The organism is Nocardia sp. 852002-20019_SCH5090214 (assembly GCF_001665865.1).
Classification (GTDB): Bacteria; Actinomycetota; Actinomycetes; order Mycobacteriales; family Mycobacteriaceae; genus Nocardia; species Nocardia nova.
Genome location: NZ_LZMK01000340.1, coordinates 31,791 through 50,957 on the forward strand (window position 1 = coordinate 31,791; position 19,167 = coordinate 50,957).

Sequence of the window (19,167 nt, forward strand, 5' to 3'; positions counted from 1 at the left end):
GGACGATCCGGGCGGGTGCGGCCGGTCGGCGCGCGGCGGCGGGGATCCGCATACTGGACACGATGAATGCGCTGCGGACCGGGATGTCGTCGGGACCGATCGTGCGCGGTCGGCCGCGGCGTACGGAATTGACGTTGTGTGCCGCGGCGGTGGTCGTGGTGGGGATCGCGGCGTGGATCATGTCCGCGGCCGCGGGGGGTGACGACGGCCGATCGCTGCAGTGGTCGTTGCTGGTGTTCGCGGCGTTGACGCTGCTGGCGCACCTGGCGGTCCGGCAGTTCGCCGGCAACGCCGACCCGGTGATCCTGCCGTGCGTGGTGTTGCTCAACGGGCTCGGGCTGGTGTTGATCGACCGGCTCGACCGGGCCGAGGCCGCGAGCGCCGCCGCCAAGGGGACGGCCGCGCCCTCTTCGGACGCCGCGCACCAATTGATCTGGACCGCAGCCGGTATCGCGTTGTTCGCGCTCGTGCTGGTGGTGGTGCGCAATCACACGCAGCCTGCGCGCTACGCCTACACGTGCGGGCTGGCGGGTGTGGTGGCATTGCTGATTCCGGCGGTGCTGCCCGCTCGCTTCAGCGAGGTCAACGGCGGTAAGAGCTGGATCCTGTTCTCCGGGTTCTCGATTCAGCCCGGCGAATTCGCCAAGGTGCTGCTGCTGATCTTCGTGGCGGCGTTCCTGGTGGCCAACCGCGATCTGTTCGGCGCGGCCGGGCGGCGGGTGCTGGGTTTCACGGTGCCGCGACTGCGTGATCTGGGGCCGCTGCTGGTGGTGACGTTCGTGTCGGTGCTGGTGCTGGTGTACGAGAAGAACCTGGGGTTCTCGCTGCTGGTGTTCGGCACGGTGCTGGCGATGGTGTACATCGCGACCGGGCGGGCGTCGTGGCTGCTGATCGGGGTGGCGATGTTCGCCGTCGGCGCGGTGGTCGCCTATCACCTGTTCGCGCACGTGCGGGTGCGGGTGCGGGTCTGGGAGGATCCGATGGCCACCTATTACACCAACGGCTATCAGATCGCGCAGGGGTTGTTCGGGCTGGGAACCGGCGGGCTGTGGGGGACCGGGCTCGGGGCGGGCCGGCCGCAGGAGGTGCCGTTCGCCAAAACCGACTTCATCATCTCCACCATCGGTGAGGAGTTGGGGTTGTTCGGGCTGACGGCGGTGATTCTGCTGTTCGGGGTGATCACCGTGCGCGGCTTCGCGGCGGCTCTGGCCACGCGGGACGCGTTCGGGAAACTGCTGGGCGGCGGGCTCGCGTTCTCGGTGGGCTGGCAGTTGTTCGTCGTCGTGGGCGGTGTGACGAAGCTGATTCCACTGACCGGACTGACCACGCCGTTCATGTCCTACGGCGGATCGTCGCTGCTGGCCAATTATGTGATCGTGGCACTGCTGATCCGCATCTCCCACGACGGGCGCACCCAGGCCGCACCGGCCGCGCCCCCACCGGCGCCGATCGCCGAGGCCATGACCGAACACATCCGCCGACCGCGCTCACGCTGACAACCGTTGCGCCGCAACGACTCGCGGCGCACGCTCACCGTGCTCGGCGGACGAGGTTGTCCGGAAGCCGGCCGGTGAGGAACCGCTCGATCTGGGTGGCGGCCACCGCGTAGGCGCGGATCGTGCTGCCGGTGCCGGCGACATGCGGGGTGAGAAACAGCCCCGGCGCACCCACAGCGGATGATCCGGCGGCAGCGGTTCGGGATCGGTGACATCGAGCGCGGCGCTCAACCGATGCGAATACAGCTCGGCGACAAGGGCTTCGGTGTCGACCACCCGCCCGTGCGAGACGTTCACCAGAATCGCGCAGTCGGGCATGCGGGCCAGCATCGAGGCGTCGGCCAGTCTGCGGGTGCGGGCGGTCGACGCCACCGCGAGCACCACGATGTCGTGGTGAGGGAGCAGTGCGGGTAGCTCGTCGACCGGATACACGCGCGCCCGCGCGGTACTCGCCACCACCGTCACGGGAGTCCGGAAGGGCGCCAGCGCGCGAGCCAGGGCATCGGCGAGATCGCCGGCGCCGACGATGAGCACCTTCTTCCCGTACAGGGTGTCAGTGGGGCGGGTGGCCCAGCGGTGTTCCTGCCGGGCACGGGCGAAGACCGGGAAGTCGCGGCACAGCGTGATCAACGCTCCCAGAACCCATTCGGCCACCCCGGCGTCGTGCGCGCCGCGCGCATACGACAGCAGCACCCCTTCGGGCATTGCGCCCGCCCAGCCGTCGGCGCTCAGATCGCCGGTGGCGCTGCCCTTTCCAGCTCGAACCCGGCATCGCGCCAGGCGACGATGCCGCCCGCGAGGCTTGCCGCCTCGTAGCCCGCACGAGCGGCCGTGGCGGCGAAGCGGCGGGACAGATCACCCACCGGGCAGACGAAAACCACCGGGCGCGAACGGGAGAACGGCACCCCGTGGGCGAACATGTCGTCCAGCTGGTCGTCGCGAATATTGATCGCGCCCGGGATGTGCCCGATCCGGTAGGCCATCGCGCCGCGGGTGTCGACGATCGTCGGGCGGCTGGTGGCGTCGAGTTCGCGCAACTGGTCCGCCGACAGTTCGCGGACGGTGTGCAGTTCCGCGTCGGTGGGCGCCGCCACAGCCGAACCCGTGCGGCCGAACAGGTCCGGGCGGCGTTTCTTGATGTAGGACAGATACGGTTCGATGCGGTCACACACGATCAGCACCGCCACGATCGGCGTCGGCCGCGGCGGCAGCTCGCGCAACACCTCCAGCGCGGCGGCGTATCCGGCGCCGCTGGTGGGGCCGGCGAGAATGCCGTAGCCGGTGGCCAATTCGAGGGTGGCCTCGATCGCCCGGGTTGCGTCGATCGTCACGATCCGGTCGTAGAACTCCGGCTGGAACAGCCCCACATCCCACATCTCGGTTTCCGACCGGATGCCGGGAATGAAGTCACCGCGCTGCGACACGACCGCGATCGTGCGCAGGTCCGGATGGTGTTTGCGCAGATAGGTGGCGGTGCCGCGGGTGGAACCGGTGGTGCCGAGTCCGCCGATGAGATAGTCGGCGCCCAGTCCGGCGGAGGCCAGATCCTCGTGGATCTCGCGCCCGGTGCCGTGATAGTGGGCGTCGATGTTCTTCTCGTTGGTGTACTGCGACGGATGATGGTAGGCGCCGGGACTTTTCGCCATCATCGTCTCGATCACCGAATACACGTCGTTGGGTGTGGTCGGATCCGGGCATTCCGACAGTCCCGGCAGCTCCTCGATCCGCGTGCCGAACAGCTGCAGCAGATCGCGCACCTCGTCGACCTTGATCCGGTTGGTCACCGCGTGCAGGCCCACACCGTGGCGGGCACCCAGCAGCCGCAACGCCTTGGCGGTGTTGCCGCTGGAGGCCTCGATGAGTGTCTGCCCGCGTGCGGTGATCTCGTCGAGCTCGTCGCGGATCATGCCCCAGGCGACGCGGTCCTTCACCGAACCGAACGGGTTGTAGAACTCGAGTTTGGCATACAGTTGCACCCCGGGCAGCCGGTGCACGGCCGGGTCCAGGCGCAGCAGGGGCGTGTCACCGATCAGATCGGTGATGTCGTCGTAGCGCATCACGGCCTCCCGGGGCGGTATTCGGCGTCGGGCACCACGTGGAAGCCGTCGTCGCGGTAGTCGACGGCCAATTTCGGCGGCAGGGGATGCATCGATGCGCGCGCTGCCGACAAATCCATGTGATAGGCGCCGGTATTCGGGAAGACCAGCAGATCACCGGGCTGCGGCAGCCGCGGCAACCACACCTTGTGATTGCTGATCAGATCGCGTTCCAGGCACAGGTGCCCGCCGATGTACACCCCGACCGGCCCGCCGGGATCCTTGACAGGGCGGTCGCCGGATTCGGGTCCGGGCAGCAGCAGCGGATCCACCATCACCTCCTGGTCGGCGGGCGTGATCGTGTCACGCCCGATATCGACGGTCACCACCGTGCTGCCGTCGGCCGTGCGCTTGACGAATTCCACTCCCGCCACCGTGATCCCGGCATGATCGGCCAGCGCCTTCCCCGGTTCGCACCACAGTTCCAGCAGGTTGTCGGCGAGTACCCGGGCCAGCGGTTGCCCGCCGTGGGCGGCCAGTGGCGCGCCGAGCAGGTCGTCGAGCATCCGTGGCCCCGGCATCGTGTTGGCGTATTTGTGGAAGATCGGGATGCCGTGCGCGCCGGTGTCGTCGATCGTGTATCCGAAGGTGTTGCCGGCCCAGCTCATCGGCTCCCCGCGCCCGACGAGCGAATCCCGCAGCGCCAGCGCGTAGCGGTCGAACCGGTCGGCGTCGGCGGTGAACACCTGCCGGAACCCGCCGCCGATATCGAGCACCGTGGGGGCCAGGCCGTGGGCATAGGCGCGTTCGATCCAGTCCAGGCACGCCTCCACCGCCCGCACCCGTTCACCGATATCTCCGGAATCGAGGTGAAAGGCGAAGCCGCGCAATATGATCCGGTCTCGGCTCGCGGCCAGTAACGCCAGTTGTTCGGCCACCTCGTCGGGGCCGATGCCGAATCGGCTCACCGCCGGCTGTCCGCCGGGGACGGGGAAGCCGCTCAGCCGCAACAGCACCGGGATCGGCGCGGACGAGGTGGCCAGGCCGGCCAGCTCGCGCAATTCCCACGGATTGTCCACGTTCACCGTCGCACCGGAACCGGCGAGTGCGGTGAGCAATCGCCTGCCCTTCGGTCCGGTCACCTCGATATCGTCGGGCGCGAAACCCACCTCGCGGGCCGCGGCGAGTTCCTGCGCCGAGGCCACGTCGACGCCGATACCGGCTCGGTGCGCGGTCGCCAGTAACGCTCTCGAATGATTCACCTTGTGCGCGTAGCAGATCCGATGCCGTAGCCGATGCCGCACCGGTACGGCCCGCAGTCGTCGCAGATTGTCGAGATAGACCTGCGGGAACAGCAGATGCGCGGGTGTGCCGAACCGGGCGACGGCCGCGGTGAGGGCGTGCGGGCAGTCGAGGTAGGCGCGGACCAGGGGATGCAGCAGCGCCGGTAACGCGGGCGGTGCGCTCATCCCGCCGGGTCCGGGGCCGCGAGGGTCGGATTGTAACCGCTGTCGCGCAACGCTTCGAAGGCTCGGTGCCGGTTGCGGGCGCTGCGGAATTCGGCGCGCACCCGCTTGCTGATCAGATCGATCTCGCGCACCGCGATCTGCATCGATTCCAGCACGCCGCCGATGGTGCGCACACAATGTTTGCAGTTCATATCCGGCACATAGAACAGATGCTCTGCCGTTCCCGCGAGATCGCCTGTGGCATCGGCTGTTTCGACGATGTCGAGTCCGGCCACGGTGTGGGTGAACAGGTCCACGAACCGATCGACCACCTCGGGCAGCAGACTGTAGTGTTCGCCGTCGATGCGATGCGGCATCGCCGCCAGGCACGACGGGCGCACGCCCGCCGGCAGCAGTGCGTATTGGCGTGAGATGAGGTCGAGTTCGTCGTGATACTTGCCGATGGCCGCCTCCACCGACAGGTTTTCCTCGGTCGTGGCGCGCCGCATCACGGTGTGCGCGTCGTGGATGGTGGCGTCCTTCATCGCGCGCAGGGTGGCGATGGTGTCGGCGGTGTAGCGGACGGTGCCGTCGGGCTGGGTGTCGAAGGCGGCCGCGATCATGCCGCGCCGATAGCTGGAGGCCTGCTGCTCCCAGTACCAGCGGGTGGCGACCGCGGCGAAAATGCCGGAATCGCGCAGCCCGCGGGCGAATTCGGTAGCGGTCCGGTACGGAGTCGCGGCGGCGAGCAGCGCGTGCTGTGCCAGTGCCCGGCCGGTGGCTTCGATACCGACGCGGAAGATGTCGATCGGATCCTGATCGGTGGTGGTCGCGCCCAGCACCGCGCGATCGTGCGGGGTGAGCGCGGCGATCCGTTCGGCCAGTGCGGTATCGGCCTCGAGGCTGTGCCACAGGGCCAGCACGGTTTCGCGGACCGCGACCGGCACGATCGGCCCGAGACCACCGGCGCGAACGTGGCCGGTATTGGGTATGCCGTCGCTGTCGGTCCACACCACCCGATGGGTGGCGCTGGTGACCTGATCGGCACGGCACGGGCGCATGAACGATTCCAGATACATCCGCTGCGACAGCGTCAGGTGGCTGCCCGGCTCGGGTCGCACCGGCGTGCGGGTCACCGCGATGGTGCGCGCCGCCGTGGGTGCGGCGGTGGTGAACAGGCCGGGACGGGCCAGTTCGGCGAGAATCCGGGACGCGCTGCGGCGGTCGTAATCCGCTGCGTTGCTTTCGGGTGCGCTGCCGGCGTCGGACCCGGACTCCGGTTCGGGGGCGGCGGTGGAGACGGCTGCGGCGGTTTCGCGGTGTGTGGTCATCGGACCTCCGTGGCGATGGTGGTGAGGCAACCGAGGAAACGGTCGATCTCCTCGGCCGTGGTGTAGACGTGAGTACTCACACGCACCGAATCAGCCTCGGCCGCAACCATTTCGGCGTCGTCGCTCGCGGTGCCGGTGGGGACGCAGTGCGCGCCGGTGCGCACCAGGAAACCCAGTTCCGCGAGCACGAAGCCGAGATCGGTGGCGGTGATCCCGTCGAGGGTGAACGACACGATGCCGTACCCGGTGTCGCAGGGGGCGTGGCCGGGGCCGGGCAGCAGGCGCAGCCCGGGTAGTGCGCGCATGCCGTCGAGGAGGCGGCGGGTCAGCATCCGGTTGTGCCGTTCGACGGTGTCGATGCCGATCGAGTCGAGTACCCGCAGGGCGGCGCCGAGAGCGAGGATGCCCGGGATGTTGTGGGTTCCGCCTTCGAGTCGATGCGGCATCCGAGCCGGCAGCAGCGCCGAATCGCGCACGCTGACACCGGAGTTGCCGCCCGGCAGGAACGGGCTCAGCTGGTCGTGGATGCGGCGGTGGCAGAACAGCACCCCCGTGCCGGGCGCGGCGAACATCTTGTGCGCCGACAGCACCGCGAAATCCGCGCCCAGCTCACGCACATCGATCGGGATGTGCCCGGCGCTCTGGCTGCAGTCGAAACACACGGCCACCCGTGGGTCGATGCGGCCGCGCAGCTCCTCGAGAGTGGTGCGCGCGCCGTAGACGTGGTGCAGATGGCTGAGGGTCACCAGCCGGGTGCGCGGCCCGAGTTTGGCGGCGATGTCGTCGATATCGGCCTCGCCCAGTGCGGTGGTCCGATAGGGGACCAGCCGCACCCGGCGGCCGAAGTGGGCGAGTGTGGCCCGCAGCTGCAGCCACGGATACACGTTGGAGGCGTGATCGCGTGGGCTGTAGAGGATTTCGTCGCCGTCGGCGAGGGTGGTCAGCCCCCAGGCGAGGGCGACCGCGTTGAGGCCGGCCGTGGCGCCCGCGGTGAACACCACCTCGTCCGGCTCGGCGTGCAGGAAGCGGGCGGTATCGGCGCGGACCTGTTCGATCGCGCGCGTCAGCGTCGTCGCCCACGGGTAGGTGCCACGGCCGGAATTGGCGGTGTGGCGGCGGTGATAGCCCTCGATCGCCTCGATCACCGGCAGCGGTTTCTGCGTGGTCGCGGCGCTGTCCAGATAGACCGGTCCGTCGCCGGTGAGCGCGGGGAAGAGATCGCGGACGGCCGCCGGGGCGGTGGCCTCGCCGACCGGGCGGCAAGGCGAACACGCAGGGGGTGAGGGGATCCGGACGATGGAGTGCGCGGGAGTGGGTGCGGAGGCCGGGGCGCTCGCCGGGTGGGCGTGCGCGGGCCGAGGGATCGGCGACCGCAACGTGACGCTCCCTTCGGCTCGTACGCTGGCGACCACATCCACGATACCTATCGCCGCGGTCTCCTTCGAAGCCGGTCGCGGACAACGCTTTTCACCGGTCGATCGTCCAGAACCGCGAATCGTGGCCGGAGCAGGCCGGTTTCGCGATCAGTTGCCGGCCGGGTCGGGACCGCCGGGATTGCACATCGCCTGGACGGTGGCCTGGTAGCCGACGGCCGGGCGCCACGGTTCCAGATTCCAGCTCGGCTTGTTCGGTACGACCATTCGCGCCCACACCCAATGGCATTGGAACTGGTCGTACATGCCGGGCGAATCGGCGTCGGGGGAGTCGGCGAGCACCTCCGACCAGGCGCGGTCCAGGGCGGTGGGGAATTGGTCGGCGCGACCGGCGGCGGTCGGATAGACGTGCAGGCGGCGGCCGTCGGGGTCGTCGGTCCATTCGGTGTGATCGATCAGCGGGCTGCCGGCGAACGGATCGGTGGTGGGTTCGGCGGGCGGCGCGCTCGTCGGTGCCTCGGAGGTGCGCACGGCAGTGGTCGTGGTTGCGGGCGCGGGGGATTCGGTGCTCGCCGAGTCGTCACCGCATCCGGCGACCGCGAACACGGCCGACACCACCAACGCTGCCGCCGCGGCCCCTCGCGGCCCGCGACCGGGTGCTCGTCGTGCCCCCGACCTCATCCGCGTCCCTTTCGACGTCGCGATCCACCGTCGCCGCTCACGCTACTCGCCACGCCCGGGCGCACCGGAACCGGCGGGGCCGCGCGCCCGTGTTGCCCGAATACCGCCGGGAGTCGACGTAGAGTGGGAGGGTGGCCGCTCAGTTGACCAAGGGACAGGTGGATCGTCTGACCCACGACGAGGTCGTCGTATCCGTCCGGCACAGCGAACCCGTCGATGTCTCGGCGCTGCTGCTGAATTCGGCCGGCAGGGTCCGTGACGAAACCGATCTGATCTTCTACAACCAGCCCGCAGCGCACGGGGTGCGCCTGGCCTCCGGCCGCCCGGAGTTGTCGATCGGATTGCGTTCGCTCCCACCGGAAATCGAGCATGTGCGCATCGTGGCGTCGCTCGAGGATCAGCAGGATCGCTTCGGCGATTACGCGCCGCCGCAGCTGATCGTGGCCGATACGAGCGGAAATGCGGTGTACGAGTACACCGTCGACGGCCTGGGTGAGGAACCGGCGGTGATCGTCGCCGATCTGGACCGTGTCGGCAGCACCTGGCAGGTGCGCCCGCTCGGGCACGGATTCCCGGCCGGGTTCGCGGCGCTGGTGACCGCGCACGGTGTCGCGGTGGGCGGCGGGGCCGACGAGTTGCCTTATCGCGGACCGGCGGTGCTGGCGCCCGGTCAGGAGGTGGCGCTCAGCCAGATCCGCAAGGGTGAGCTGTCGATGGTGAAGATGGGTGTCGGATGGGATCCGATGAAGGTGCACGGCCCGCGCGGGCTGCGCGCCCTCGAGATCGACCTGGACGCCTCGGCGCTGCTGTTCGTCGGGCAGACACTCGTGGATGTGGCGTTCTACCAGCAGCTTTCCTCCCGTGACGGTGCGGTGCGCCACTCCGGGGACAACCTGACCGGCGACGGTAAGGGCGACGACGAGGTCATCACCGTGGACCTGGCCCGGCTGCCGGCGCAGGTGACGTCGGTGGTCTTCGTGGTCACCTCCTATGCGGGGCATACCTTCGAACGCATCCGAAACGGCTACTGGCGCATGATCGACGGTTCCTCGACCGCCGAGCTGGCGCGGGGCAATCTGCGCGGCGGTGGGCCGCACACCGGCATGGTGGTGGCGAAGGTGTATCGCGACGGCGGCGTGTGGCGGGTGGCCTCGATCGGCGCCCCCATCCAGGCCGGGCATCCGGTGGAGGCCGTCCCGCTGGTGACACCGACGCTGTGAGCCGTGCCGCGAGCCAGTGATTTGCCAGGGCTGGTGTGCGCGGCCCCGCATCCCTACTATGACCTCTCGCGGGACCGGCCCAGGAAAGATGGGGCTTGTCCGGCACAATCGGTACCTGGATGGTGGCGGTACCCATCGGCTGTGCCCCGCGGGTGTGGCCGATGTGGGTGTTGAGGAGAGTGGACCGTAGGGGCGAGATGACAGCACCGGCAGTGAAATGTCTTGTCTGGGAACTGGACAACACCATGTGGGACGGTGTGGTCTGCGATTCGACCAGTGGTGCACTGCGCCCGGACGCGGTGCGGGCGCTGCATACGCTGACCGGCCGGGGCGTGATGCACGCCGTGGCCAGCCGCGGCGAATGGTCCTGGACGACCGACAAATTGGAACGTCACGGCCTGCACGGGCTGTTCGCCGCCGTCGAGGTCGGGTGGGGTCGTAAATCGGCGGCGATCACGCGGATCGCGGCACAGTTGCGGATCGAACTCGACGCGATCGGCTACATCGACGCCGAGGCCATGGAACGCAGCGAGGTCGCCCACGCGCTACCGCAGGTGCGCTGCTATGCCGGACGTCACGTCGATGTGCTCACCGCGCTGCAGGAATTCCGGGCGCCGCTGACCTCGGCGCCGCCGCCGACCTCGCCGATGGGCTTCGCCCACATCTCCGCGAACTGAACCGGCCGCCGCGGCGACAGATCGCCACGGCGGCCGGATCGCGGGTGCGGGTGAATCAGGCGCTGTCGCGCTTGATTTCGACGATCGGCAGCACCAGCGCCGCCGGCGCCGAGGCCGGAACCACCGGCTGCCGCGGCGCGACCGGGGAAATGCGCTGGTAGGGGCTGTCCTGCGGCGGGCGGGTGTCCTGTTCGCCCTTGTTCGGCCACAGTGCGGCCGCCCGTTCGGCCTGCGCGGTGATCGTCAGCGACGGGTTCACACCGAGGTTCGCCGACACCGCCGCGCCGTCGACCACACTCAGCGTCGGATAGCCGTAGACGCGGTGGTAGGGGTCGATGACACCGTGGTCGGCGTCGGCGCCGATCACCGCGCCGCCCAGGAAGTGGGCGGTCAGCGGGATGTTGAACACCTCGCCCCAGGTGCCGCCCGCGGTGCCGCCGATCTTCTCCGCCACGCGGCGGGTCACATCGTTGCCGGCCGGGATCCAGGTCGGATTCGGTTCGCCGTGGCCCTGTTTGGAGGTCAGCTTGCGGCCGAACACGCCGCGCTTGGTGTAGGTGGTGATGGAGTTGTCCAGATGCTGCATCACCAGCGAGATGACCGTGCGCTCGCTCCAGTTGCGCACGCTGAGCATCCGCAGCAGGGTCAGCGGATGGCGCAGCACTTCCAGCAGGAACCGCAGCCAGCGCGGGATCCGGCCGCCGCCGTCGACCATCAGCGTCTGCAGCAGCCCCATCGAATTGGATCCCTTGCCGTAGCGGACCGGTTCGATGTGGGTGTCGGGGGTGGGGTGGATGGAGGAGGTGATGGCCACACCGCGGGTGAAGTCGCGCTCGGGGTCCACCGTCGGGGTCGCCGCGCCCAGAATGGATTCGGAGTTGGTGCGGGTCAGCTCGCCCAGCCGCGGCGACAGCTGCGGCAGAATTCCCTTGTCGCGCATGTCGAACAGCAGCTTCTGGGTGCCGCGGGTGCCGGCGGCCAGGACGACGTGTCCGGCCGTGTAGGAGGCCGGTGATCTGCGGATCTTCGCGCCGGTGCGGCGGGTGTCCACCTGCCAGCTGCCGTCGGGCAGCGGCCGCACCGCGGTGACCGTGGTCAGCGGCAGCACCTGCGCACCGGCCTGCTCGGCCAGATACAGGTAGTTCTTCACCAGCGTGTTCTTGGCGCCGTGGCGGCAGCCGGTCATACATTCGCCGCATTCCAGGCAGCCGGTGCGCTGCGGGCCGACACCGCCGAAATACGGGTCGTCCACGGTTCTTCCGGGCTCGCCGAAGAACACGCCCACCGGGGTCTGCACGAAGGTGTCACCGACGCCCATGTCGTCGGCGACCTGCTTGAACACCTCGTCGGCGGGGGTGATGTGCGGATTGCGCACCACGCCCAGCATCTTGGTGGCCTGCTCGTAGTAGGGCGTCAGTTCGGCGCGCCAATCGGTGATGTCGCGCCACTGGTTGTCCTGGAAGAACGGTTCCGGCGGCACGTAGAGGGTGTTGGCGTAGTTGAGCGAGCCGCCACCGACGCCCGCGCCGCCGAGGATCAGCACATCGCGCAGCAGGTGGATGCGCTGGATGCCGTAGCAGCCCAGGGCGGGAGCCCACAGGAATTTGCGGAGGTCCCAGCTGGTTTCGGGCAGTTCGTCGTCGGCGAAGCGGCGACCGGCCTCGAGAATGCCGACCCGGTAACCCTTCTCGACCAGCCGCAGCGCGGTGACGCTGCCGCCGAATCCGGAGCCGACGATCAGGACGTCGAAATCGGTGTCGCGCGCGGTCATGGCCGCTCCTGCCGGGTGCGGGCAACCCGCAACCGGTCGGCCCCGTGAACGGGCTGCGCATGGTGTCTCATCGGGCCTCCGTGAGTGTGTGTCGCCGGTGACGAATATCAACGCTACTACCGAGTAGTTTAGGTGTGTCCCTCGGTATCCCTAAACAATGTCGCGCCTGCTCATGGCGCGGATCAAGGGAAAATTGCGCGTGACCGCAGGGCCGGCGCGGCAGGTCGGGCCGAGTTGCGGTGCGGGTCGGCGGCGACGGCGGGGCGAGCGGCGATCTCGAATCGATCAGGTGTCGATCTCCTCGCTTTTGTTCGCCGGTCGGTGGCCGGGCATGCTCATTACCGGCGGGTAACAGTAATCTGCGTCACGATTTGTGACAAGTACGACTCGCATCGCCAGATCGCCGATCACTCTGGTAAGCACCGCTCTCTGTATGGCAGGGTGGGGGTATGAGCACTCCCCGATCCCGCGCCCGCGCCCGCACGATGGACGAGATCGTGCGCATCGGCCGTGACCATCTGGCGGTACACGGCGCCGCGGCGCTGTCGCTGCGCGCTGTCGCCCGCGACCTCGGCGTGGTCTCCTCGGCGGTGTACCGCTACGTGCGCAGCCGTGACGAACTGCTGACCATGCTCGTCGTCGACGGCTACACCGAACTGGCCGACGCCGTCGACGCCGCCCTGGCCGGCGCACCCGCCGACGGCGCCGCCCGGCTGCGGGTGCTGGCCCACGCCGTGCGCGACTGGGCGCTGGCCGAACCGGCCCGCTACGGCCTGCTGTTCGGGACCCCCGTCCCCGGCTACGACGCACCCGCCCAGGAGACGACCGCCCCCGGCACCCGGGTGATCGGATCACTGCTCACCATCGTCGAAAACGCCTGTCGCGCAGGAGAGCTCACGACGCCGGACCCCCTCCCGGCGACCCCGGCCGAACTGGCCGCCGACATCGAGCGCATCCGGGCCGAATTCGGGCTGGAGCTGCCGGACTGGGCGATGGTGCGCACGCTGACGGTGTGGACCGGCCTGTTCGGCGCGGTGAGCTTCGACGTGTTCGACATGTACGGCGCGCAGACCTTCACCGACCGCACCCAGGTTTTCGACGTCCACCTGGACAATCTGTGCGCGATCCTCGGATTCCGCGCTGCCCCAGCGGACTAGCCTGCGCGGCGGGTATGCATTCGTGACTGCCATCGTGCAGGATGTCACAACCCGATAAAGCTCATTCTCAGCTTTCCCATATCCGGGAATGAAAGACTGAACGGCGAAATGAACGACGAAACCGAACCGATCCCGGTGGTGGATCCCCGCGGCGGCAGCGGCCGATCGCGGCACGCGCGACCCGACGACGAGTCGCCGCAAGATCGGTCCGGTCGACATAGCCCCCGCACGGTCCGGGCGGCCACCCCGCCCTGGAGTCGCGGCATGGCCGCACCCGCCGACCAGCGCGACAGCGAACGCACCCGCCGAGCAGCCCCGCCGCCACATCGTCCGGGACGACGGGAACAACCCGACGCCGCCGCCGAACCGAGCCCCCGGCGTCGTCCCGCACCCGCGCAGGCCCTCGCACCCGAACGCGGCGACACCGAACCGCGGCGCCGAGCCACCCGCGCCGCACCGACCGCTGCCGGCGCCGCGACAGAGACCGTGGCCGCCGCCGAAGGCGCCGCGCCGCCGCCGAATCGGCGGGCCCGCCGCGCCCGCACCGCACCGCCGCCGCGCCCGAATCGCGGGGGTAAGGCCGTGCGGGTCGGCGGTCGTGTGCTGGCCGCGGTCACGGCCGTGGTCGTGGTCAGCGGCACCGGCCTGGCCTACTACACCGAACGCAGCGTCGATCAGGGTTTCACCCGGTCCAATGCGATCAGCGAGGCCGATGCCGCCGCCCTCGACGGCGATCTGAACATCCTGTTGATCGGCCTGGACACCCGCAAGGACCAGAACGGCAACGACCTGCCCAAGAACATCCTCGACCAATTGCACGCCGGTGACGGCAGCGAAGGCGGCTACAACGCGAATTCGCTGATCCTGGTGCACATTCCGAAGGATCTGAAGAAGGTCACCGCCTTCTCCATCCCGCGCGACGACTACGTCGCGGTCTCGGGCATCCCCGGCTACGACCACGCCAAGATCAAGGAGGCCTACGGGCTGAAAAAGGCCTCGGTGGAACAGAAGCTGGAGAATCAGGGCGTCAAGGACAAGGTCGAACTCGAACGCCAGGGCCGCGAGGCCGGGCGCGAATCGATCGTGCAGACGGTCAAACAGCTCACCGGAGTGCCGATCAACCGGTTCGCCGAGATCTCGCTGGTCGGCTTCTACGATCTGGCCAATATCCTCGGCGGCGTCGACGTATGTCTCAACCACGCTGTCGACGACGAGTACTACTCGGGCGCGGTGTTTCCCGCGGGCCGCCAGCATCTCGACGCCGCCAACGCGCTGTCGTTCGTGCGTCAGCGGCACGGCCTCGACAACGGCGACCTCGACCGCACCCACCGCCAGCAGGCATTTCTGACCTCGGTCGCCAAACAGCTCAAGGATTCGGGCACGCTCACCAATATCGGCAAACTGCAGGACCTGATCAGCGCGGCGCAGAACGACATCGTGCTGTCGCAGGGCTGGAACCTGCTCGACTTCGCCCAGACCCTCGGCCGCGCCGGATCCATCCCGATCGAATTCCAGACCCTGCCGGTGAAGGCGTACGACACCGTCGACGGCCAGGACGTCAACATCGTCGACCCGGCCGCGATCAAGAAGACCGTGCGCACCGCCTTCGGCGTGGCCGAAACACAATCGAGCGCCCCGACCACCACCCCCACCAGCACCATCGACGTCGTCAACGCCGGCGGCGCGAGCGGCATGGCGGCCAAGGTGTCCACCGCGCTGGTGGACAAGGGCTTCCGCAAGGGCAATGTCGGGAACGCCACCTACAGCGACGGATCCAGTTCGGTCGTGTACTTCGGCTCCGGCGCCGACACCGACGCCACCCAGGCCGCCGACATGCTGGGCGGATTGCCCACGGCCGCATCGAAATCCCTCGATCCGGGGACGGTGAAGATCGTGATCGGCAGCGACTTCAGCATGCCCGACAGCCTCACCTCGTCCTCGGCGTCCTCAGTGACGACCACCGACCCCACCACCGGGCTCACCACGACCACCAGCGGCGGCAGTTCGGCGTCGACCACCGCCACCACCGACGATCGTCCCGACTCCGGTAAACCGGTCACCACCAGCATCGGATCCGACATACCCTGCGTGAACTGAGGCGCCGCGGCGGCGGCCGTCTACGATTCCACGGTGACCGGATACGACGACGCATACGACCATCTCGACACCTCCCGGCTGCCCGAGCGGCAGCGCCGCATCCTCGGCGTGATCCGGGATGCGGTGCAGCGCAACGGGTATGCGCCGTCGTCTCGGGAGATCGCGGCCGCCGTCGGACTGAAATCGGGCTCGTCGGTGTCGAAACACCTGAAGGATCTCGAGGACAAGGGATTCCTGCGCCGCAGTGCCAGTGTCTCCCGGCCCATCGACGTGCGCCTGTTCCTCGCCCCCGCCGAAAGCCGTGGCGGCGAACAGGATTCGGTGATCGTGCCGGTGGTCGGCGATATCGCCGCCGGCGCCCCGATCCTCGCCGAGGAACACGCCGACGACCAGCTCACCCTGTCGCGGCAACTGGTCGGGCGCGGAACCGTATTCGGGCTGCGAGTGCGCGGTGATTCGATGATCGACGCCGCGATCTGCGACGGCGACATCGTGGTCGTGCGCCGCCAGCACGAAGCGCATTCCGGGGACATCGTGGCCGCGATGATCGACGACGAGGCCACCGTGAAGGTCTATCGCCGGCGCAACGGCCATGTCTACCTCGAACCCCGCAACCCCGCCTACGACGTCATCGACGGCGACCGTGCGGTCGTGCTCGGCAAAGTCGTGTCCGTGATGCGACGAATGTGACGACCTGCTCGACGCGCCCGCCGAACCGATCGCCAAACGGTTGCCGCTGAATTAGTCTGCCCAAGCAGGGGAACGCGCAAGACCGAACGGGATTCGGAGGTGCACGTGGCGAGCAGTACTCGGGCAGGCAGATCGGCGGTGCGAGAGCGGGTACGCGGGGGCACTCGGATCGCGACGGTCGCGGCCGCGGCGGTGCTGGCCGCGGTATCGGCGACCATGGCGGCGGGACCTGCCGCCGCCGCGGGCGATCGGGTCGTCGATTCCGGTGCCCCGCTGGCACATCCGGTATCCGCCGACGGATCCAAGATCGTCGACTTCTCGGTCGTCGACGGCCGCAACGTCACCTTCAAGGTGTACTCCGCGGCCATGGACAAACCGATCACGATCAACGTGCAGCGGCCCGCCGACGCCTCCACACCGCGCCCGGTGCTGTATCTGCTCAACGGCGCCGGCGGTGGTGAGGACAGCGCCACCTGGGACAACAAGGCCCCCGACGCGCTGAAGTTCCTCGCCGACAAGGACGTCAACGTCGTCCAGCCCGTCGGCGGCGCCTGGAGCTACTACACCGATTGGCGCGCACCGGATCCGAAGCTGGGCGTCAACAAGTGGCGGACGTTCTTCACCGAGGAACTGCCGCCCATCATCGACGGCGCCCTGGGCACCAACGGCCTCAACGCCATCGCCGGGCTGTCCACCTCCGGCACCTCGGTGCTGCAGTTGCCGATCGCCAAACCCGGCCTGTACAAATCCGTTGCCGCCTACAGCGGTTGCGCCCAGATCAGCGACCCCGTGGGCTACACCGCGGTCAATCTCGCGGTCAACGTGTGGGGCGGCGGCAACACCGTGAACATGTACGGGCCGCAGAACGATCCGATGTGGGCCGCCAACGATCCCTACGTGCACGCCGACCAGCTGCGCGGGCTCAACCTGTTCATCTCCAGTGGATCCGGACTGCCCGGGCAGTGGGACACGCTCAACGGGCCCTACACGCTGCCCGGGCCGGGCGGCCTGGCCAATCAAGTGATCATCGGCGGCGTGATCGAGGCCGCGGTCAACTACTGCAGCCACAACCTGCAGGCCAAGCTCAACGGTCTCGGCATTCCGGCGACCTACGACTTCACTCCGACCGGAACCCATTCCTGGGGTTACTGGCACGACGCGCTGATCCAGTCGTGGCCGGTCCTCGCGGCCGGGCTGCAACTTCCCGCCTGAGCGGCGAACGCCTGGTTCGGGGCTGCCCGACAGCTCATCGATCCACTGCCGCGAGAAGTTCGGCGGTCGCGTTCCACAGCCGTGCGGCCAGCTCCTCGTCGAGACCGGCCTTGCCTTGCCGGCCGACCGCCGGATAGCCACGCAGGCCTCCCGGCCCGTCCGGCCCGACGTACGCATTGCCGGGAACGTCCTGAGTCGCGGCGTACAGCACCGAGAGCGCACCGCGCTCAGGCGAATTGGTCAGGAATGTGAACCGGTTGACGAGGTTCGCCCGGGAGTGCGCGGCCAGACCGGTACGAGCGATACCCGGACTGGCGAGCACCGAGCGGACCCGGCTGCCGTCAGCGGTCAGCCGGCGTTGCAGTTCCAGCGAGAACAACACGACACCGAGCTTCGATGCCCGGTAGGCCGCCATCGCGTCGTATTTGCGCGTGCGCCAGTCCACATCGGCCAGGTCGATCTTGCCCTGCCGGTGCAGCTGACTGGTCACATGCACCACACGATCGGTGATGTGGTCGAGCAACATGGTGGTCAGCAGGAAGGGACCGATGTAGTTGGTGGCGGTCTGCTGGTCGAGGCCGTCCCGGGTACGTGCGGCGGGGATGTCCATCACACCCGCATTGTTGATCAGGATGTCGAGGTCGCCGGACCACGCCTCGGCGAAGGCGCGCACCGAGCCGAGTTCCGCGACATCGAGCGGTCGGACGTCGAAGATGCCGGGGAGGTCCGCGACGGCGCGGCGGGCCCGCTGCGGGTCACGCACACCCAGCACGACGTGTGCTCCGGCACCGGCGAGTTCCCGCGCGGTGATCAGGCCCAGCCCGCGGCCGGCGCCGGTGATCACCACCGTCCGTCCTGTCATGTCGGGAAGTTCGTTTCTGCTCCATGTGGCCATACGTCCGCACTCCGTTGTTCGCTGTTCGAATGCCGTGCTCGTCGGAAGCGACCGGTGATCGCTGTGACCAGTGAATGCGCCGCCGTCCGGCCGCGGAAGGACACACACAACCACTGAACGAGAGGTCGCGGCTGAGCGGCGCCGGACGGATCAGAATGCACATCATGGATCGTGGGTTCGACCGTTCATCGCTGGGCGCGTTCTTGCGGGCTCGGCGAGCGTCTCTGCAACCGGAAGACGTCGGGCTGCGCCGGGGGCCGCGGCGGCGCGCACCCGGGCTGCGACGCGAAGAGGTGGCCGAGCTGTGCGCCATGTCCGCGGACTACTTCGCACGGCTGGAACGCGGCGACGGGCCGCAACCATCACAGAGCATGCTCGCGGCCATCGCGCGCGGTCTGCGGCTCACCCCGGACGAACGCGATCACCTGTTCCTGCTCACGGGGTACCGCACAGTTCGCCGCGACCTGCAGGTTCAGCATGTGAGTCCCGGATTGATGCGCGTGATGGACGGCCTCCGCGACATGCCGGCGCAGGTGATGGGCCCGTTGGGGGAAACGTTGCTGCAGACCCCGTCCGCGGTGGCCCTGCTGGGCACACAGACGGGGTACACCGGCCGCGCGCGTAGCGCGGCGTTCCGCTGGTTCACCGATCCGGCCGCGCGTGCGCGCTACCACCCCGACGATCACGACATGACCAGCCGGGCCAATGTGGCGCAGCTCCGCGCGGCGCTCACCCGGGACGGGCCCGGCTCGCCGGCGGCAGATCTCGTCGAATTTCTGCGTGAGACCAACAACGAGTTCGCCCGATTGTGGGACCGTCACGAGGTGGGCCTGCGTTCCAGCGACACCAAGCGATTCGTCCACCCCGAGATCGGGCGGCTGGACCTTTACTGCCAGCTTCTGCTCGAGCCGGATCAGGGACAGGCGCTTCTCATTTTCACCGCTACCCCAGGTACCGAGGACCAGCAGAAGCTCGCCTTGCTGAAGGTGCTGGGCGTCGAAAAATTCACGGTCTCCCTCGAGTGAGAGGGCAGGGTCCCGCAGACCGGTAAGCCGCCCGCCCTGGCCGCGGTATCTCCGTATG

16 protein-coding genes are annotated in these 19,167 nt (G+C 68.7%); 8 read left to right on the top strand and 8 right to left on the bottom strand.

Annotated elements, in window-relative coordinates; all coding sequences use genetic code 11:
- Positions 1–62 precede the first annotated feature (62 nt).
- Positions 63–1,496 carry an FtsW/RodA/SpoVE family cell cycle protein gene (locus A5780_RS26760; RefSeq protein ID WP_063015090.1) on the top strand — a complete coding sequence of 478 codons (1,434 nt, stop codon included), beginning with the start codon at positions 63–65 and terminating at the stop codon, positions 1,494–1,496.
- On the opposite strand, the gene A5780_RS26765 is transcribed toward A5780_RS26760, so the two are convergent.
- From A5780_RS26765 to A5780_RS26790, 6 genes are all read right to left on the bottom strand, one after another.
- Positions 1,488–2,201 (bottom strand): NAD(P)-dependent oxidoreductase, encoded by a 714-nt coding sequence (locus A5780_RS26765; RefSeq protein WP_064910013.1) that lies wholly within the window; start codon positions 2,199–2,201, stop codon positions 1,488–1,490. The two genes, A5780_RS26760 and A5780_RS26765, sit on opposite strands and share 9 nt — an antisense overlap.
- Before the next feature lie 23 nt (positions 2,202–2,224).
- The gene (locus tag A5780_RS26770; protein WP_064910015.1) at positions 2,225–3,553 is read right to left on the bottom strand and encodes a pyridoxal-phosphate dependent enzyme; all 1,329 of its coding nucleotides are present in this window, start codon (positions 3,551–3,553) and stop codon (positions 2,225–2,227) included.
- The gene (locus tag A5780_RS26775; RefSeq protein ID WP_064910017.1) at positions 3,553–5,001 is read right to left on the bottom strand and encodes a decarboxylase; all 1,449 of its coding nucleotides are present in this window, start codon (positions 4,999–5,001) and stop codon (positions 3,553–3,555) included. Before A5780_RS26775 ends, A5780_RS26770 begins: the two co-directional genes overlap by 1 nt.
- Complete coding sequence (locus A5780_RS26780; protein WP_231983100.1) at positions 4,998–6,311, bottom strand: heavy metal-associated domain-containing protein; 1,314 nt, start codon at positions 6,309–6,311, stop codon at positions 4,998–5,000. Before A5780_RS26780 ends, A5780_RS26775 begins: the two co-directional genes overlap by 4 nt.
- Positions 6,308–7,687 carry an aminotransferase class V-fold PLP-dependent enzyme gene (locus A5780_RS26785; protein WP_231983101.1) on the bottom strand — a complete coding sequence of 460 codons (1,380 nt, stop codon included), beginning with the start codon at positions 7,685–7,687 and terminating at the stop codon, positions 6,308–6,310. The genes A5780_RS26780 and A5780_RS26785 overlap by 4 nt, the downstream gene beginning before the upstream one ends.
- 147 nt (positions 7,688–7,834) lie before the next feature.
- Positions 7,835–8,290: a DUF2599 domain-containing protein gene (locus A5780_RS26790; protein ID WP_231983102.1), complete on the bottom strand. Its 456-nt coding sequence runs from the start codon at positions 8,288–8,290 to the stop codon at positions 7,835–7,837.
- Positions 8,291–8,496: 206 nt separating this feature from the next.
- Here A5780_RS26790 and A5780_RS26795 point away from each other — a divergent pair, with 206 nt between their 5' ends.
- Positions 8,497–9,585 carry a TerD family protein gene (locus A5780_RS26795; RefSeq protein ID WP_082976748.1) on the top strand — a complete coding sequence of 363 codons (1,089 nt, stop codon included), beginning with the start codon at positions 8,497–8,499 and terminating at the stop codon, positions 9,583–9,585.
- 197 nt (positions 9,586–9,782) lie between these two features.
- A complete protein-coding gene (locus A5780_RS26800; protein ID WP_030514463.1) occupies positions 9,783–10,262 on the top strand; it encodes an HAD-IIIC family phosphatase in 480 nt (159 codons plus the stop codon).
- A gap of 55 nt (positions 10,263–10,317) precedes the next feature.
- On the opposite strand, the gene A5780_RS26805 is transcribed toward A5780_RS26800, so the two are convergent.
- Positions 10,318–12,033 (bottom strand): GMC oxidoreductase, encoded by a 1,716-nt coding sequence (locus A5780_RS26805; protein WP_064910020.1) that lies wholly within the window; start codon positions 12,031–12,033, stop codon positions 10,318–10,320.
- A 449-nt stretch (positions 12,034–12,482) separates the two neighbouring features.
- Here A5780_RS26805 and A5780_RS26810 point away from each other — a divergent pair, with 449 nt between their 5' ends.
- From A5780_RS26810 to A5780_RS26825, 4 genes are all read left to right on the top strand, one after another.
- Positions 12,483–13,190 (top strand): TetR/AcrR family transcriptional regulator, encoded by a 708-nt coding sequence (locus A5780_RS26810; RefSeq protein WP_064910022.1) that lies wholly within the window; start codon positions 12,483–12,485, stop codon positions 13,188–13,190.
- Positions 13,191–13,454: 264 nt separating this feature from the next.
- Positions 13,455–15,287 (top strand): LCP family protein, encoded by a 1,833-nt coding sequence (locus A5780_RS26815; protein WP_082976752.1) that lies wholly within the window; start codon positions 13,455–13,457, stop codon positions 15,285–15,287.
- 33 nt (positions 15,288–15,320) lie between these two features.
- Entirely contained in the window at positions 15,321–15,977 is a 657-nt protein-coding gene (gene lexA, locus A5780_RS26820) for a transcriptional repressor LexA (RefSeq protein WP_064907018.1), read from the top strand.
- Between the two features lie 216 nt (positions 15,978–16,193).
- Complete coding sequence (locus tag A5780_RS26825; protein ID WP_064910080.1) at positions 16,194–17,189, top strand: alpha/beta hydrolase family protein; 996 nt, start codon at positions 16,194–16,196, stop codon at positions 17,187–17,189.
- Positions 17,190–17,223: 34 nt separating this feature from the next.
- Here A5780_RS26825 and A5780_RS26830 read toward each other — a convergent pair whose 3' ends face one another.
- On the bottom strand, positions 17,224–18,051 hold the full coding sequence (locus A5780_RS26830; RefSeq protein WP_231983103.1) for an SDR family NAD(P)-dependent oxidoreductase: 828 nt from the start codon (positions 18,049–18,051) through the stop codon (positions 17,224–17,226).
- A 197-nt stretch (positions 18,052–18,248) separates the two neighbouring features.
- Between A5780_RS26830 and A5780_RS26835 the strand changes: the two genes are divergently transcribed.
- The gene (locus A5780_RS26835; RefSeq protein ID WP_063018158.1) at positions 18,249–19,109 is read left to right on the top strand and encodes a helix-turn-helix transcriptional regulator; all 861 of its coding nucleotides are present in this window, start codon (positions 18,249–18,251) and stop codon (positions 19,107–19,109) included.
- Positions 19,110–19,167 lie beyond the last annotated feature (58 nt).